Source organism: Streptomyces durhamensis (genome assembly GCF_000725475.1).
In the GTDB taxonomy this organism is placed as follows: Bacteria; Actinomycetota; Actinomycetes; order Streptomycetales; family Streptomycetaceae; genus Streptomyces; species Streptomyces filipinensis.
The window spans coordinates 16,813-32,597 of record NZ_JNXR01000026.1; the positions used below are offsets into that span (position 1 = coordinate 16,813).

At 74.1% G+C, this 15,785-nt stretch carries 16 protein-coding genes; 5 read left to right on the forward strand and 11 right to left on the reverse strand.

Annotated elements, in window-relative coordinates:
* Positions 1-2: 2 nt before the first annotated feature.
* The gene (locus tag IO33_RS0131965; protein ID WP_031171453.1) at positions 3-218 is read right to left on the reverse strand and encodes a dodecin; all 216 of its coding nucleotides are present in this window, start codon (positions 216-218) and stop codon (positions 3-5) included.
* 211 nt (positions 219-429) lie between these two features.
* Between IO33_RS0131965 and IO33_RS0131970 the strand changes: the two genes are divergently transcribed.
* Positions 430-1,683 (forward strand): extracellular solute-binding protein, encoded by a 1,254-nt coding sequence (locus IO33_RS0131970; RefSeq protein ID WP_031171454.1) that lies wholly within the window; start codon positions 430-432, stop codon positions 1,681-1,683.
* 1 nt (position 1,684) lies between these two features.
* On the opposite strand, the gene egtD is transcribed toward IO33_RS0131970, so the two are convergent.
* Genes egtD through egtA form a run of 4 tightly spaced genes read right to left on the reverse strand, consistent with a single transcriptional unit; the run spans position 1,685 to position 6,121 of the window.
* The gene (gene egtD, locus IO33_RS0131975; RefSeq protein WP_031171456.1) at positions 1,685-2,644 is read right to left on the reverse strand and encodes an L-histidine N(alpha)-methyltransferase; all 960 of its coding nucleotides are present in this window, start codon (positions 2,642-2,644) and stop codon (positions 1,685-1,687) included.
* On the reverse strand, positions 2,641-3,420 hold the full coding sequence (egtC, locus tag IO33_RS0131980) for an ergothioneine biosynthesis protein EgtC (RefSeq protein WP_031171459.1): 780 nt from the start codon (positions 3,418-3,420) through the stop codon (positions 2,641-2,643). Before egtC ends, egtD begins: the two co-directional genes overlap by 4 nt.
* Positions 3,420-4,775 carry an ergothioneine biosynthesis protein EgtB gene (gene egtB / locus IO33_RS0131985; protein WP_031171461.1) on the reverse strand — a complete coding sequence of 452 codons (1,356 nt, stop codon included), beginning with the start codon at positions 4,773-4,775 and terminating at the stop codon, positions 3,420-3,422. Before egtB ends, egtC begins: the two co-directional genes overlap by 1 nt.
* Complete coding sequence (egtA, locus tag IO33_RS0131990) at positions 4,772-6,121, reverse strand: ergothioneine biosynthesis glutamate--cysteine ligase EgtA (protein ID WP_031171462.1); 1,350 nt, start codon at positions 6,119-6,121, stop codon at positions 4,772-4,774. The genes egtB and egtA overlap by 4 nt, the downstream gene beginning before the upstream one ends.
* Before the next feature lie 277 nt (positions 6,122-6,398).
* Here egtA and IO33_RS0132000 point away from each other — a divergent pair, with 277 nt between their 5' ends.
* Positions 6,399-7,268 carry a TIGR02452 family protein gene (locus IO33_RS0132000; protein WP_031171463.1) on the forward strand — a complete coding sequence of 290 codons (870 nt, stop codon included), beginning with the start codon at positions 6,399-6,401 and terminating at the stop codon, positions 7,266-7,268.
* Here the strand turns inward: IO33_RS0132000 and IO33_RS0132005 are convergent.
* From IO33_RS0132005 to IO33_RS0132020, 4 genes are all read right to left on the reverse strand, one after another.
* Positions 7,253-7,699, reverse strand: coding sequence for a type II toxin-antitoxin system PemK/MazF family toxin (locus IO33_RS0132005; protein WP_031171464.1), 447 nt, complete (start codon positions 7,697-7,699; stop codon positions 7,253-7,255). The genes IO33_RS0132000 and IO33_RS0132005 overlap by 16 nt on opposite strands.
* A 117-nt stretch (positions 7,700-7,816) precedes the next feature.
* Positions 7,817-9,238, reverse strand: coding sequence for an amidase (locus tag IO33_RS0132010; RefSeq protein WP_031171465.1), 1,422 nt, complete (start codon positions 9,236-9,238; stop codon positions 7,817-7,819).
* Positions 9,239-9,385: 147 nt separating this feature from the next.
* On the reverse strand, positions 9,386-10,360 hold the full coding sequence (locus IO33_RS0132015) for an alpha/beta hydrolase fold domain-containing protein (RefSeq protein WP_031171467.1): 975 nt from the start codon (positions 10,358-10,360) through the stop codon (positions 9,386-9,388).
* A gap of 109 nt (positions 10,361-10,469) precedes the next feature.
* Positions 10,470-11,708 carry an MFS transporter gene (locus IO33_RS0132020; RefSeq protein ID WP_051927095.1) on the reverse strand — a complete coding sequence of 413 codons (1,239 nt, stop codon included), beginning with the start codon at positions 11,706-11,708 and terminating at the stop codon, positions 10,470-10,472.
* A gap of 56 nt (positions 11,709-11,764) precedes the next feature.
* Between IO33_RS0132020 and IO33_RS0132025 the strand changes: the two genes are divergently transcribed.
* Positions 11,765-12,742 (forward strand): ArsR/SmtB family transcription factor, encoded by a 978-nt coding sequence (locus IO33_RS0132025; RefSeq protein WP_031171471.1) that lies wholly within the window; start codon positions 11,765-11,767, stop codon positions 12,740-12,742.
* Positions 12,743-12,788: 46 nt separating this feature from the next.
* Here the strand turns inward: IO33_RS0132025 and IO33_RS0132030 are convergent, their stop codons facing one another.
* Entirely contained in the window at positions 12,789-13,352 is a 564-nt protein-coding gene (locus tag IO33_RS0132030) for an NAD(P)H-dependent oxidoreductase (protein ID WP_031171473.1), read from the reverse strand.
* 99 nt (positions 13,353-13,451) lie between these two features.
* Between IO33_RS0132030 and IO33_RS0132035 the strand changes: the two genes are divergently transcribed.
* Positions 13,452-14,132: a TetR/AcrR family transcriptional regulator gene (locus IO33_RS0132035; protein ID WP_031171475.1), complete on the forward strand. Its 681-nt coding sequence runs from the start codon at positions 13,452-13,454 to the stop codon at positions 14,130-14,132.
* Between the two features lie 117 nt (positions 14,133-14,249).
* Positions 14,250-15,251, forward strand: coding sequence for a LacI family DNA-binding transcriptional regulator (locus IO33_RS0132040; protein WP_031171477.1), 1,002 nt, complete (start codon positions 14,250-14,252; stop codon positions 15,249-15,251).
* Between the two features lie 42 nt (positions 15,252-15,293).
* Here IO33_RS0132040 and trxA read toward each other — a convergent pair whose 3' ends face one another.
* On the reverse strand, positions 15,294-15,671 hold the full coding sequence (gene trxA / locus IO33_RS0132045) for a thioredoxin (protein WP_031171478.1): 378 nt from the start codon (positions 15,669-15,671) through the stop codon (positions 15,294-15,296).
* Positions 15,672-15,785 lie beyond the last annotated feature (114 nt).

The window sequence follows — 15,785 nt, forward strand, 5'->3', positions numbered from 1 at the left end:
GCTCAGTCGCCGCCCTCGATGCGGAAGCCCACCTTCAGGCCCACCTGGTAGTGCTCGATCCGTCCGTTCTCGATCTGGCCGCGGACCTGCGTCACCTCGAACCAGTCCAGGTTGCGCAGGGTCTGGTCGGCGCGGGCGATGCCGTTGCGGATGGCCTGGTCGACGCCCTCGTGCGAGGTGCCGACGATCTCGGTGACCCGGTAGGTGTGGTTCGACATGCGGGTGCTCCTCTCGTGTCACGCCGTACTCCACGGTGCCGCATCCGGGCCCGGACCGCACGGCGGTCGCGCGCCTACCGTGAGTAGCCCTTGACCTCCGTATTGGTCCATACCAAAATCCCAGCACACCCGTACGAGCCCCCCGCTCGTCCCCCCACGTCGGGCCCCCAGCCCTGTCCGCACCGCTCTGCCAGACAGAACAGGACCCCTCGTGAGACGTCGTCTGCTCGCCCTCGTGTGCGTCACCGCCTCCCTCGTCAGCGCCTGCGGGATGCTCCCGCACGAGCACCAGCGCAAGACGGTCACCGTGTGGCTGATGAAGGACAGCGCCTCGGAGGGGTTCCTCCGGCGCTTCACCGCCGACTTCGAACGCACCCACAAGGACCTGCGCCTCGACATCCGCGTCCAGGAATGGACCGGCATCGTCGACAAGGTCCGCAAGGCGCTCAGGGACGACTCCGGCAACGGGCCCGACGTCATCGAGGTCGGCAACACCCAGGTGCCGCTGTACGCCGACGGCGGCCGACTCGCCGACCTCACGCTGGAGTCGATGCGCGACTGGGGCCAGGACACCTGGCTGGCCGGCCTCGCCGAGCCGGGCAAGGACGGCAACAAGCAGTACGGCATCCCCTGGTACGCGGCCAACCGCGTCGTCGTCTACCGCAAGGACCTGTTCGAGGCGGCCGGTGTCAGCCGCCCGCCGAAGACCCGCGAGGAGTGGCTCACCGACACCGGGAGGCTCAACGCCGGCGGCAACCAGGGCATCTACCTCGCCGGCCAGGACTGGTACACCCTCTCCGGCTTCATCTGGGACGAGGGCGGCGACCTCGCCCAGCAGCGGGACTACCGGTGGAAGGGCGCCCTGGACACGCCGGCCGCGCTGCGCGGCATGGAGTTCTACCGGCGGCTGCAGTCGCTGGGCCGCGGGCCGGTGGACGCGGACGAGGAACACCCGCCCCAGGCCGGGGTGTTCGCCGCCGGCAAGGTGGCGCAGATCGTCGCCGTACCGGGGCTCGCCCGGTCCATCGTGGAGCAGAACCCGGATCTCAGGGGCAAGCTGGGGTTCTTCCCGGTGCCGGGGAAGACCGCCGCGCGCCCCGGCACGGTGTTCACCGGCGGCTCCGACCTGGTCGTCCCGGAGAACACCCGTGACCAGTTCGCCGCGACCGCCGTCGTCGGGGCGCTGACCGGCGCCCGCTGGGACACCGAACTGGCCCGCACCATGAACTACGTCCCCAACCGGACCACACTGGCGCGTGCGGTCGCCGGCGAGGAGGGGGTCGCCGCCATGGCCGCGGGCGCGGCCCACGGCCGGGCGACCCCCAGCACCCCTCAGTGGGCCGACGTCGAGGCCGACAACCCGATCAAGGGGTACATGACCCGGGTGATCGAGGGGGCGGACCCGGCGACGGAGGCCCGCCGGGCCTCCGCCAGGATCACCAGGGACCTCGCGCCGGACGTCTGACTCACCGCACCACGCTCAGCGAGAGCGCGAAGCGGTCCTGCGCGTCCGTCCACCAGTGGGTCAGCTCCAGCCCGGAGGCGGCCAGTTCGGAGGTCACGCCCTCCTTGCGGAACTTCGCCGACACCTCGGTGCGCAGGTCCTCGCCCGCCGCGAAGTCCACGGCGAGGTCCAGCGCGGGCACCTTCACGGTCTGCGCGGTCCGGGAGCGCAGCCGCATCTCGATCCATTCGCGCTCGGCGTCCCACAGCGCCACATGGTCGAAGGCGTCCGGGTCGAAGTCGGCGCCCAGCTCGCGGTTCACGACGGCCAGGACGTTCTTGTCGAACGCGGCCGTCACCCCGGCCGCGTCGTCGTACGCCCGGACCAGCACCCGCTCGTCCTTGACCAGGTCCGTGCCGAGCAGCAGCCCGTCCCCCGGCTCGAGCAGGGAGCGCACGGAGGCCAGGAACGCCGCACGCTCACCGGGCAGCAGATTGCCGATCGTGCCGCCGAGGAAGGCCACCAGCCGGGGCCCGGGCGTGGCCGGCAGCTCCAGCGGGGCGGTGAAGTCGGCGATCAGCGCATGCACGTCCAGGTCCGGGTGATCCTCGACGAGGGCCTTGCCGGCCTGGGTGAGGGCGCTCTCGCTGACGTCGACCGGGACGTACGCCGCCGGGGAGAGCGCCTCCAGGAGGAAGCGGGTCTTCTCCGAGGAGCCCGAACCGAGTTCGATCAGCGTGCGGGCACCGCTCGCCTCGGCGATCTCGCGGGACCGGGTGGCGAGGATCTCCCGCTCGGCGCGGGTGGGGTAGTACTCGGGCAGCTCGGTGATCTGCTCGAACAGCGCGCTGCCGCGGGCGTCGTAGAACCACTTGGGCGGCAGCGACTTGGGGTGGACGGTGAGGCCGTGCCGGACGTCGGCGCGCAGCGCGGCGTCCGTCGCGTCCTCGGGGAGGGTGCGGGTGACATACAAGGGGCTCACGTACAGGGCTCCTTCGATGGTGCGGATGCCGGATCCTCCAGCGATGCGAGCAGCACGCCGGCGCGGCTCGCGGTGAGCACGGTGCGGTCGGGGACCTCCTGCCACAGCGGGTCGTCGTCGTACGGCTCGGAGGCGACGACCGTGCCACGGCCCGGCTCCGTGCGGTACCACAGGCTGTCGCCCCAGGCGGTGGCGGTGATCGTGGTCCCGTCCGTCAGCAGCAGGTTGAGCCGGGAGGCCGGGGCCGCCTCGGCCAGCAGGCGGACCGACTCGCCGAGCGCCTGGTCCGGCTCGTCGCCACGGCGCAGCCGGTGCAGGACCAGCGCCCAGACGAACGCCGAGTCGGTACGGGCCTGCAGCGACAGCAGGTCCACGGGGGGCAGCGCGGACACCAGCGGGGCCGCTGAGTCGGGCCAGCCCGCGACGACGCCGTTGTGGCTGAACAGCCACCGGCCCGACACGAAGGGCGCCGCGGCGGCCTCCGCGTCGGCACCCGCGAGCGTCGCGTCCCGCACGGCGGCCAGGACGGCGCCGGAGCGCACCACCCGCGCCAGGTCGGCGAAGGACAGGTCCGCCCAGATCGGTCCCGCGCGCCGGTAGCGGGCCGGCAGCGGATCGTCCGGGGCGTACCAGCCGACCCCGAAACCGTCGGCGTTGACGGTCCCGTAGCGCTGCCGCCGGGGGGCCCACGACTGGCGCAGCAGGCTGTGCTCGGGCTCCACGAGGATCCGGCCGAGTGTCGTCTCGGGACCCACGTAAGCGAGGTGACGGCACATCAGACGGCCTCCGATCGGGCGGTGCGGAACCCGGAGAAGATCTGCCGCCGGACCGGGTAGTCCCAGTTGCGGAACGTGCCCCGGCAGGCCACCGGGTCCACGGCGAACGAACCGCCGCGCAGCACCTTGTGGTCGGAACCGAAGAACACCTCCGAGTACTCCTTGTACGGGAAGGCCGTGAAGCCCGGGTACGGCAGGAAGTCGCTCGCCGTCCACTCCCACACGTCACCGATCAACTGCCGTACGCCGAGCGGGGATTCACCGGCCGGGTAGCTGCCCGCGGGCGCGGGCCCGAGGTGCCGCTGGCCCAGGTTGGCGTGCTGCGGCGCCGGGTCCGTGTCGCCCCACGGGTAGCGCGTCGAGCGGCCGGTGGCCGGGTCGTGGCGGGCGGCCTTCTCCCACTCCGCCTCGGTGGGCAGCCGCCGCCCGGCCCAGCGTGCGTAGGCGTCGGCCTCGTACCAGCACACGTGCAGCACCGGCTCGTCCGGCGGGACCGCCTCGGTGACCCCGAAACGGCGCCGCAGCCAGCTCTCGCCGTCCCGGCGCCAGAACAGCGGCGCCGTGATCGAGTGCTGCCTGATGTGCGTCCAGCCCTGCGGGGTCCACCAGCGCTCGGTGTCGTAGCCGCCGTCCTCGATGAACGCCTGGTACGCCGCGTTCGTCACCGGGGTGGTGTCGATCCAGAACGGAGCCACCTCCCGGACGTGCGCCGGGCGCTCGTTGTCCAGCGCCCACGGCTCGGCCGAGGTGCCCATGGTGAACGGGCCGCCGGGCACGAGGACTTCGGCGGGACCTGTGAACAGCGGGGCCGGCTCCGGGTCCGGGGCGGTCAGCGCCTGCGGACCCTTCCTGAGCTGGTGGGTGATCAGCATCGTCTCGTCGTGCTGCTGCTCGTGCTGGGCGATCATCCCGAAGGCGAACCCGGCCTCGGTCAGACGGGTGCCGTGGAAGTCCGCGCCCTGCAGCAGGTCCATGACCCGCCCGCGCACCTCGGCCGCGTAGCGGCGGGCCTCGCCGGGCGCCAGCAGCGGCAGCGACGGCCGCTCGGCGCGCGGGTGCTCGAAGGCGTCGTACAGGCTGTCGATCTCCGGCCGCATGGCGTCCCGGCCGCCGACCGCCCGCAGCAGCCACAGCTCCTCCTGGTTGCCGATGTGCGCGAGGTCCCACACCAGCGGGGACATCAGCGGCGAGTGCTGGGCGGTGAGGTCGGGGTCCTCGACGCAGCTGGTCAGCAGCGTGGTGCGGGCGCGGGCCCTGGCCAGCGAGGCCAGCGCGCGCTCCCGCAGCGCCTCGGTGTCCCCGTCCGTCGTCTGCGTCGTCCCGGTCGTCGCGGTGTCGGTCTCGGGGGCGGTCATGTGCGGATGTCCTTCCTCCCGTGGGCGGTGGGGGTGCCCCCGGTGCGGCCGGGCCGGGACGGGGGCGGGCCGCCGCTGTCCAGCCGGTCCAGCAGGTCATGGGCCGGACAGCGGCCCCGGGCGACATAGCGGTCCCGGTACGCGGCCACCGCGTCCGTCACCTCGGCGGTGGCGCCCAGCCGGGGCAGGGCCTCCAGGGCCGCCGTGAAACACAGCGCGGCGACCTCGCGCAGTTCCGGGTCGGTGAGCCCGCCCCGGGCCGCGTCGGTCCACAGCGGGTTGTGCGGGGCGGGCAGGTTCAGGGCCCGCTCCGCGAGGGGTTTCACACCCCGGTACGCCGTCTCGGCGGCCTCCGGATCGTCGAACAGTGCCGCCGTCACCGCGAGCGGCACGATCCAGCCGTCGTCGCCGGGCTGCGCGTCGATCATCCGCAGCTCCAGATGACCGCGCGGCCGGACCGGAGGGAACAGGGTGGTCAGGTGGTAGTCGAGGTCCGCCCGGGTGGGCGGCCGCGGCGACCGGGAACGGGTCCACTCCCGGAAGGTGAGCCCCTCGGGCACCTGCCACGGCCCGCTGTCCTGGCGCACGCACATCACCGGCGCGTCCAGCACATGCCGGGCCCAGGCGGCCCGTGCGCCGCCGTCCAGCGGGGGAGCGCCCGCGCGGCCCGCGCCGATCTCCATCCACAGCAGCTGCCGGGTGGACAGCCAGCCCGTGGGCTCGCGGCCGAGCAGCGGGGAGTTGGCGAACGCGGCCACCAGGACCGCCCCGAGCTGGTGGGCCAGCCACCAGCGCCGCTCGTGTCCGAGCGGGCCGGGTTCCTCGTGGCCGGCGTCCACGCAGACCTGCACGGAGGCGGAGGTGCACATCATGTGCCGGCCCGCCGGGCCGGTGCGGTCCAGGCAGGCCTCCATCGCGTCGTAGCGCGGCTCGTGCAGGAACCTGCGGGGGGTGTGCCACGGGTCGTGGCCGATGCCGACGAGACCGAGACCCTCCTCGGCGAGGACGGCGCGGACGGTGTCCAGGTCGGCGGAGACGGTGCCGATGCACTCCATCAGAGAGGCGGCGGGCGGCGAGCTCAGCTCCAGCTGGCCGCCGGGTTCCACGGTGAGCGGCGACCGCAGGGGCACGGCCCGCAGCGCGGCGTACACCGCTTCGAGTCGTTCGGGTGTCACGGGGAGCTGCGGCATCCGCAGCTCATGGATGAGCCACTCCAGCTCGACACCGAGCGCACGGGGCGGCCCGGTCTTGAAGCAGATGCCCCGGACCAGGGCCTCCACCTCGGCTTCGGTGACAGCGGTGCGGTGGTCCGTACAGTCGCCACCGTCACTCTGTGAATCGGACATGTCGGGATCCTCCTGAGATTCCACCATGCCACCGGCCCGGTTCGGACGTGGGGCCGGGCGGGCGCGCGTTCCACCCAAGACCCTCGAGCCGATTCGCACAAGGGTGCCCCCGTGGACGTCCCGGATCGGTCATCTCCCTTTCCGTATGCGTTTCCGGGCGGTTCCGGGGGCGGGAAACTCCGTTGCACCGCATCACCAGCATCACCCAGGATGCGTACATGAGCACGACGGGGGAGACCGCGCGGGCCGCGGTCGCGGCGCCCACGGGGGTGGCGCCGTGAGCGCGCGCCTGCGCGGGATCGCCGCGGAGACGGAAGCGATCGTGGCGGCGGGCGGGTACCGCGCGCCGGACGGCCGGCAGGTGTCCCTGGCGGCGGAGATCGAGGCCGCGCGGGGCGGCACGCAGCTGTTCGGGCCGCAGCCGCTCTCCCCGCGGGAACCCTTGCCGCTCCCGCGGCAGGCCACCGTCGTCGAGGTCACCGGGGAGAGCAGTCTGGAGGCCGCCCGCCGGCTGGCCGGCGCTCCGGTCGCCGTCCTGAACTTCGCGTCCGCCCGGAATCCGGGCGGCGGCTACCTCAACGGCGCACAGGCCCAGGAGGAGGCCCTGTGCCGCGCCTCCGCGCTGTACGCCTGCCTGCTGACGGCCCGCTCCTTCTACGACCACCACCGCGCCCACCGCGACCCGTTCTACACGGACCGGGTGATCCACTCACCGGCCGTCCCGGTGTTCCGCGACGACCGGGGCCGGCTGCTGGCCGAGCCGTATCACGCCGGCTTCCTGACCGCGGCCGCCCCCAACGCGGGTGTCGTACGGCGTGCGACACCCAAGCGCGCGGGCGAGCTGCCGGGTGCCCTGGCGGTACGGGCCGAGCGGGTGCTGGAGACGGCCGCCGTGCACGGCTATCGCCGCCTGGTGCTCGGTGCCTGGGGCTGCGGAGTGTTCCAGAACGACCCCGCGCAGGTCGCGGGCGCGTTCCGGGCCCTGCTGGGCCCCGGCGGCCGCTTCGCCCGGACCTTCGAGCACGTGGTGTTCGGGGTGCTGGACCGGACGCCGGGGGCGGTCGTGCGGGAGGCGTTCACCCGGGCGTTCCCCGAGTCGCGCGACCGCACGACCGACGCGCCGTACGCCCGTCAGGTCCAGCCGTAGCGTTCGTGCAGCCGCTGCCGGACGAGGTTGAACCGCATGCGGTCCAGCGCGCACGCCTCACGGCGCATGCCCTCCTCGTGCAGCCGCAGCACCCGGTCCACGTCCACCCACGAGTCCCGGCCCGACCGGTCCCACGGCCCGCTGCCGATCGCCACCCACTCGCGGTCGCCGTCGTGCCGCTTGCTGGACAGCTGTACGGCGAGGAAGGTGCCGGCCGCCTCGCGGGCGACGACCAGCACCGGGCGGTCCTTGCCCCGGCCGTCGTTCTCCTCGAACGGCACCCAGGTCCACACGATCTCGCCGGGGTCCGGGTCGCCGTCGTGGGCCGGGGAGTACTCGGTGCGCACCCGTCCGACCTCGTGCGGGTCGGCCTCGGCGGTCGCATGGGGGCCGTGCCGGCCGGGTACGTTCTCATCGGTAAACGTGGTCACGGAGGCACCCTAGTGGGCCGCGCCGGGGCCGCAAGGGGCGCCCGCCGTCCGCAGGTTGCCGCAGGGGCGGCCTGACGGGCATGGCCCGGTGCTGATCGACCGCGCGCGGACCGGCCGTCAGGCGGCCCGCCACGTGCGGGCGGTGCCCGGCGGCCACCGTTCGTGCCAGCGCAGCTCCGCCTCCAGCTGGGCGGCGACGGACACCAGCAGCGGTTCGCTGTGGGCGGGCCCGAGCAGTTGCGCGCCCACCGGCAGACCGTCACCGACGAAGCCGGCGGGCACGTTGACGCCCGGCCAGCCCAGCACGTTCCACGGCCAGGCGTACGGGCAGGCGGCGATCATCGCGCGGTCCGTGGCCAGCCCGCGCAACCCGTACAGGGCGCCGATCCGGGGCGGGGGAGCGGCCGTCGTGGGTGCGAGGATCACGTCGTAACGCTCGAAGAACGCGCCGATACGGCGGTGCAGCACCGCTTCGGCACGCCGGGCCGCCCGCAGCGGGGCCCCGCCGAGCAGCCGGCCGAGCCGGGCCGCGTCCCGGGTGCGCGGATCGAGCAGTGCCGGGTCGGGGGCCTCGCGGACCCAGTCGGCGATACCGGCGGTGGCGCGCGGCACGAACGTCAGCCCGATCTGCCCGTACGGCGGATCGGCCTCCTCGACGTCGTGCCCCACTCCGGCCAGCCGCTCGGCCAGTTCGACGACCCGGGCGCGGACCTCCGGGTGCAGCCGGGCCGGTACGGCGGTGAACGGCGGCTTGAGGGACAGGGCGACGCGCAGCCGGCCCGGGTCGCGGCCGACCGCGTCCGCCACGGTCAGGGCGGGCGGCCGGTGCGGGTCCCGGTCGTGGTTGCCGCTCGCCGCGTCCAGCAGCAGGGCCGCGTCGGCGACGGTCCGGGCGAGGGTGCCGTTGACCGTGATGCCGTGGAAGGACTCGCCGCGCGGCCAGGTCGAGATACGGCCGCGCTGCGGCTTGATGCCGATCAGACCCGTCCACGAAGCCGGGATGCGCACCGATCCGGCGCCGTCCGAGCCGAGGGCGGCGGGGACGAGCCCGGCCGCGACGGCGGCGGCCGAGCCCCCGGACGAACCCCCGGGCGTGTGCCCGGTGTGCCACGGATTCCGGGTGTCGCCGAACGCCGCCCCCTCGGTGAACGGCCACTGCCCCAGCTCACAGGTGTTCGTCTTGCCGACGATCACGGCACCGGCCGCGCGCAGCCGCCGTACCGCCTCCCCGTCCTCGGCGACCGGCGGGAACGCGCCCCGGCAGCCGAACGCGGTCGGCTCGCCGGCCACGTCCATGTCGTCCTTCACCGCCACCGGCACCCCGAGCAGCGGGCGCCGTCCCCCGGCGGCCAGCTCCCGGTCGGCGGCGTCGGCTTCGGCGAGCGCGGCCTCGGCCCGCACGATCCGGAAGGCGTTCAACGTCCCCTGCGTCGCCTCGATCCGCTCCAGTGCCCGTTCCACCAGCACACGGGAGGTCACCGCTCCCTCGGCGAGCGCACGCCTGCTCTCCACCAGCGGGGCGGCACGGTCGTCCGACATGAGCGAGTACCTCCGCAAGGCTCCGGGACCGGTGTCTACCGAACGGTAACGTCAGAGGGGGCGGCCGTACACGGTTTTCACGCGGATGCCTTCGGTGCCGGTCACCGCACTCCGGCCCACGAGGCGTGCGCCGGCAGGGCGCGCGCCTCATCGCTCCCACAGCCGCCGCAGCCAGGCCAGCCGGGCCGCGCGTGCCGCGCGGGAGAGGGCGGCCTGAGGGGCGAGGGTGTCGAAGCCGTGGAAGGCGCCCGGCCAGACGTGGAGTTCGGCCTCGCCGCCGCACTGCCAGATACGGGACGCGTAGGCGACCACCTCGTCCCGGAAGGTCTCCGCGGAGCCCGCGTCGAGGTAGGCCGGGGGCAGGCCGGACAGATCGCCGGCACGGGCCGGGGCGGCGTACGGCGGAACGTCGGGGCCGCCGCGGCGATCGCCGAGCAGCGCCGTCCAGGCCGTCTCGTTGGCGGTACGGTCCCAGACACCGACGCCCGCCATCTGGCGGCTGGAGACCGATGCGCCGCGATCGTCGAGCATCGGGGCCATCAGAACCTGGCCGAGCAGGCGCGGGCCCCGCCGGTCCCGGCTCAGCAGGGCGAGCGCCGCGGCGAGACCACCGCCCGCGCTGGCGCCCACGACGACGATCCGGTCCGGGTCCCCGCCGATCTCCCGCGCGTGCCCGGCGGTCCACAGCAGCCCCGCGTACACGTCCTCCACCGGCGCCGGGTGCGGATGCTCGGGAGCGAGCCGGTACTCCACCGAGACCACGACCGCGCCCAGCTCGCGCGCCCACGCCAGAGGCTGGTCCACGCCGGCCCGGCACGTGCCGAGCATCATGCCGCCGCCGTGCACGTGGTACAGCACCGGCAGCGGCGCCGCGGACCGGGTGCGCGCGGGGCGGCAGAGCAGGAGGGAGATGTCCGGGGCGCCGTCCGGGCCCGGCACGGCACGGTCCTCCACCTCGAAGGCGCCGTCGAAGGTGAGGTCCAGCAGACCGAGCAGTTCGCGGCCCGTGGCGCGGGCGGACTCCAGCTCGTCCAGGGTGAACCCGGGCGCGGCCGCGTCCCCCAGCTGTTCGAGCGCGGCGGCGAGTTCCGGATCGAGGGGCGGCGGGACCAGGGGCGGCATGGACTCTCCTGACGTGGCGTGTCGGCATACGGCCGACGTGGCGCGTGGGCGTACGGGTGGTGGGGCGCGTGGGCGTACGAACGGTGGGGTGCGTGGGTGGACCGGTCGGTCACACGCCTACCCCGTCGCGGGGCCGTGACCGGCCTCCCGCGGCATTCGTTCGCCGGCCTGCCCGGACGCCCAGGTGCCGTACCAGCCCGAGCCCGGCCGACACGGCGACCAGAGCGCACACCCCGGACCAGCCGTGCCCCGCGTACGCGCGGGTGCCGAGCCAGGAGCCGAGACCGCCGCCCAGGTAGGCGCACGTCATGTAGGCGGTGTTGAGGCGGCTGCGGACGTCCGCGGCGAGGGCGTAGACGCGCACCTGGTTGGCGACCATGCCGGACTGCATGCCGACGTCCAGCAGCAGCGTGCCCGCCACGAGGCCCAGCAGACCAGGGGTACCGCCGAGAGCACCGAGGGCGAGGGGCGCCGCGCAGGCGAGGACCAGCAGGAAGCAGACCAGGTTCACCCGGTCGGCGCCCCGCCGGTCCACCAGCCGGCCCGCGAACGGCGTGACGAGCATGGTCACCGCGTTGACCAGTGCGAGCAGCCCGACCGCGGCCGCCCCGAACCCGTACTCCGGCCCCGTCAGCAGCAGCGCCACCCCGGTCCACACGGCGGAGAAGCCGGCGAACACCGTCGCCTGGTAGAAGCAGGAGCGGCGCAGGGCCGGTTCGGTGAACAGCAGGCGCACGGGCTCGGCGAGCAGGCGCGGGTAGCGCTGCCGGGACGGCGGGGCCGTGGCCGGGAGCGCGCGGGCCAGCAGCAGCGCGACGGCGAAGGTCAGCAGGGCCGCCAGGACGTACGGCGCCCGCCAGCCCAACCGGTCGCCGAGGGCGCCGCCGGCCGTGCGGGAGAGCAGCATGCCGGCCAGCGCCCCGCTCAGCAGGGTGCCGCCGGCCACGCCCCGCCGCTGCGGCGGGACCAGCCCCGCCGCCAGGGGGCCGGCCAGCGGGGCGATCACCGTGGCCGCGCCGACCAGCACGCTCGCCGCGAGCAGCGGCGGCAGCGCGGGCGCGGCGGCAGCGGCGCCGAGACCGAGGCCGGTCACGGTGAGCAGGGTGACCAGCAGCGGGCGGGCCGGCCATCGGTCGCCGAGCGGGACGAGCAGGAAGATGCCCGCCGCGTAGCCGAACTGGGCCGCCGTCACCACCCCCGCCGCCGCGCCGGAGGGGACGCCGAGGCCCGCCGCCACGAGCGGGACGACGGCCTGCGGGAAGTACACGTTGCCGACCGCGACCCCGCAGGCCAGCGCCAGCAGCGGCACGAGTCGCGGAGTACGCTGCGCGGTGTGGTGATCCGTCATGTCCCGAAGTCCACGCCCTGCGGGGGCCGTTGGCGAACGATGTAGACGGGGGCTAAATGATCAGCTTCCGGCTCGGGGTCGACGACCTCGCCGACACCCGCTTCGCCATCTCCCCGCTCGGCGAACTGATGGAGAGCCTGCGCGTCCTGCGCGCCCCGGCTCTGCACCCCCTGCACCGCGGCTGGCGCCGCACCGCCCTCGCCGCCCTCGCCCCCGCCGACCTGCCCCTGCTGTCCGCCCTGGTCGGTCCGACGCTCGCCCTGCCCGACTTCCTGACGCCCCGGCCCACGGCCCCCGCCCCGTCGCTCGACGAGGAGCTGACCGTCGTACGGGCCACGCCCCCGGAGACCGTACGGCGCGATCTGCGCGCCGCGCACGCCCCGCGCCCGCTCCCCGGCGTGCTGCGGCAGGCCGCCGAGCCCGGCGACGGCCCGGTCCTCGAACTCCTCGACGCCCTCTGCTCGTTGCTGTGCCGCTACTGGCAGACGGCCCTGCTGCCGTACTGGCCCCGGATCCGGCTGGTCCTGGAGGCCGACATCACGCACCGCGCGGGACAGCTGGCCACCGGCGGCGCGCGGTCGCTCTTCTCCGCTCTGCACCCGAACCTCGACTGGCGCAACGGTGTGCTGACCGTCGACAAGATGATCGGCCGGCACGCGGTGGAGGGCGCCGGTCGGGGGCTGCGGCTGGTCCCGTCCGTGTTCGCGCACAAGCCGGCGCCCCCGATCAGCGCCGAGGTGCCGCCGATGCTCGCCTACCCGGGCCGGGGCACGGCGACCCTGTGGGAACCGCGGCCCGCGCCCGACGGCTCCGCGCTCACCGCCCTGCTGGGCGCGCCCCGGACCACCCTGCTACGGCTGCTCGCGGAGCCCCTGCCCACGGTGGAACTCGCCCGCCGGCTCGGTGTGACCCCGAGCGCCGTCTCGCAGCACCTGCGGGTCCTGGACGCCACCGGCCTGGTGACCCGGGCCCGGGACGGCCGACGGGTGCTGTACCGGCGCAGCGCGCTGGCCGAGCGGCTGGTGTCGGGCTGAAAGGAGAAGGGGCCGGACGGAGCCGGCCCCTTCTCGGTGCTGTGCGTCAGGCGGCCGTGGCCTCGCCCACGTTGCCGTGCAGACGGGCGACGACCTCGGTCAGCTGGGCGGCGACCTCGGCGTCGTCCACCGGGTGGGTCTCGGCGAAGCGGGTCACGGAGCCGGGGATGGACAGCTTGATGTCCTCGATCACCTTGCCGCCGGCGATGCCCACGGCCTTGCGGGTGTCGTCCTGCGCCCACACGCCGCCGTACTGGCCGAAGGCGGTGCCGATCACGGCGACGGGCTTGCCGCCGAAGGCGCCGGCGCCGTACGGGCGGGACAGCCAGTCGATGGCGTTCTTCAGGACGGCCGGGATGGTGCCGTTGTACTCGGGGGAGAAGAGCAGGAAGGCGTCGGCGCCCTGCGCGGCCTCGCGCAGCTTCGCGGCGGCGTCCGGCACGCCGCCCTCGACGTCGATGTCCTCGTTGTAGAAGGGGACGTCGGCCAGGCCCTCGTACAGCACGACCTCGGCGCCCTCGGGAGCGAGCTTGACGGCGGCCTCGGCGAGCTGGCGGTTGTGCGAACCGGCGCGGAGGCTGCCGACGAGCGCGAGGATGCGAACAGACATGAGAACTCCAAAAGGGCTGAAACATCGCCGTTACGATCCGGACCAGGGTCCGCTTAATTCCTATCACCCTAAGCGGACCGCGGTCCAGTTTTGTTCCGGATGCTTTACGCTGGCTTCATGTCCAGCGTCCTGCCGCCCTTCCCGCCGTCTCGAGAGCCCGTCGACGTGCCGCAATTGCTGGAGGTCGGCCCGTCGCCCGAGGAACCGTGCCTGCGCGCCGACGCGGCGCGCAACCGGGCCCGGCTGCTGGACGCCGCCGCCCGGCTGATCGCGGAGCACGGGGTGGCCGGGGTCACCATGGAGGCGGTGGCCGCAGCGGCCCAGGTGGGCAAGGGGACGGTGTTCCGGCGCTTCGGTGATCGCACGGGGCTGCTGATGGCCCTGCTCGACCACTCCGACCGGCAGCTGCAGGCCGACTTCCTGTGCGGACCCCCGCCGCTGGGTCCCGGGGCGCCGCCCCTGGAGCGGCTGCGGGCGTTCGGTGTGGCGGTGCTGTACCGCTCGGCCGAGCGGCTCGATCTGCAGCTCGCCGCGCTGACGGAGCCGACCCGCCGGTTCTCCCACCCGGCCCACCAGGCCCTGCGCACCCACGTGGTCATGCTGCTGCGGCAGATCGTCCGGGACGCCGACTGCGAGCTGCTCGCCCAGACGCTGCTGGCCTCGCTCGACCCCGCGCTGATCCACTACCACACCAGGCAGTGCGGCATGCCCATGGAACGGCTGGAGGCCGGCTGGACCGACCTGGTCGCCCGAGTGACCGGCACACCGCAGCCCCGCTGAAAGCCGTGCCGCCGGAGCACCGGAGCACGGCTCAGCGAGGCCGGATTTCGTCGAATGATGAACCACGATGCCCCGCCTGCTCCCGGTCTCCGCCCCTCTGCCAAGATGCGGAGTGTCATGGTGCAGATACCGAACACGCCCACGAGTGCCGACGTGGCCCGCCTGGCCGGCGTCTCGCGCGCGACCGTGTCCTACGTCCTCAACAACACCAGCGCCGTACGGATCAGCGAACCGACGCGCCGGCGGGTGCGCGAGGCCGCACGGGAACTGGGGTACGTCCCCCACGCCGCCGCCCGCAGCCTGCGCGCCGGACACAGCCGCATGGTCCTGATGCCCGCCCCGGCGATCCCGGTGGGCCCCCTCTACAGCAGGTTCCTCAGCGAGCTGCAGTGGGCGCTCGGCCGGCTCGACTACACCGTCGTGCAGTACGGCACCCTCGGCCTCCGGGGGGACGAAGCCGCCCGCGCCTGGGCGGAGTTGCGGCCGGTCGCCGTCCTGGTCCCCGGCGCGGAACTCGGGCCGCAGGGTGTCGGCGTCCTCAAGCGCTCCGGCGCCCGAGCCGTGGTCACGCTCGGCCCCGGACGCGTCGAGGGCGCGCACGCCCTGCTGATGGACCACGGCACCGTCGGGCAGAGCGCGGCCGCCCATCTGTACGCCCAGGGCCGGCGCCGGATCGGTGTCGTGGTGCCCGAGGAACCCGGTCTGGAGGTGTACTCCCGGCCACGGCTCGCCGGAGCGCGCCAGGCACTGCAGGGCACGGACGCCGTCGTGACGGAGCTGCCGCTCGCGTACACGGAGGAGGCGGCCGCACAACTCGCCTCACAATGGCGGGAGTCGGGCCTGGACGCGGTGTTCGCCTACAACGACGAGTACGCGATGCTGCTGATGCGCGCCCTGCAGGACGAGGGTGTGCGCGTCCCCGAGGACGTGGCCGTGATCGGCGCCGACGACCTGATGCTCGGCCGGCTTCTGCGGCCCCGCCTGAGCACGGTCCACATCGACCTGCCCTCGGGCCGCGATCTCGCGGAACTGGTCGACCGGGCGGTGCGGAACCCCGGTGGAGAGCCGGAGGTCCACAAGGTACTGGGTGCCTCGGTGATCCGCCGCGAGTCCAGCTGACGCCGACCCCGTGCGGACACCCGGTGAAGCCCGTCGGGAGTGTTACCCGGCGTTGCCCTGCTGGGCGGCGATGCTCTTGCGGACCTCGTCCATGTCCAGGTTCCGGGCCTGCCCGATGATGTCCGTCAGCGCGGGCTCGGGAAGGGCGCCCGGCTGGGCGTAGACGGCGACCTTGTCACGGACGATCATCAGCGTCGGGATGGACTGGATGCCGAAGGCCGCGGCCAGCTCGGGCTGCGCCTCGGTGTCCACCTTGCCGAACACCAGGTCGGGATTGTCCTCGGCAGCCTTCTCGTACACCGGGGCGAACTGCCGGCAGGGCCCGCACCACTCCGCCCAGAAGTCGATGAGAACGAACTCGTTCTCCGTGACGGTCTGGTCGAAGTTCTCCTTGGTCAGCTCCACGGTGCTGCTGCTCATGGCGTGCTCCCTCGTTCCTAGGTGCGGGCGAAGCCGTGGGCACAACACGGTCACCCGGCGACGTATTCCGCGCCCCTACCCGTGTGGCCGTAGCGCACACCACCCACCAGACTG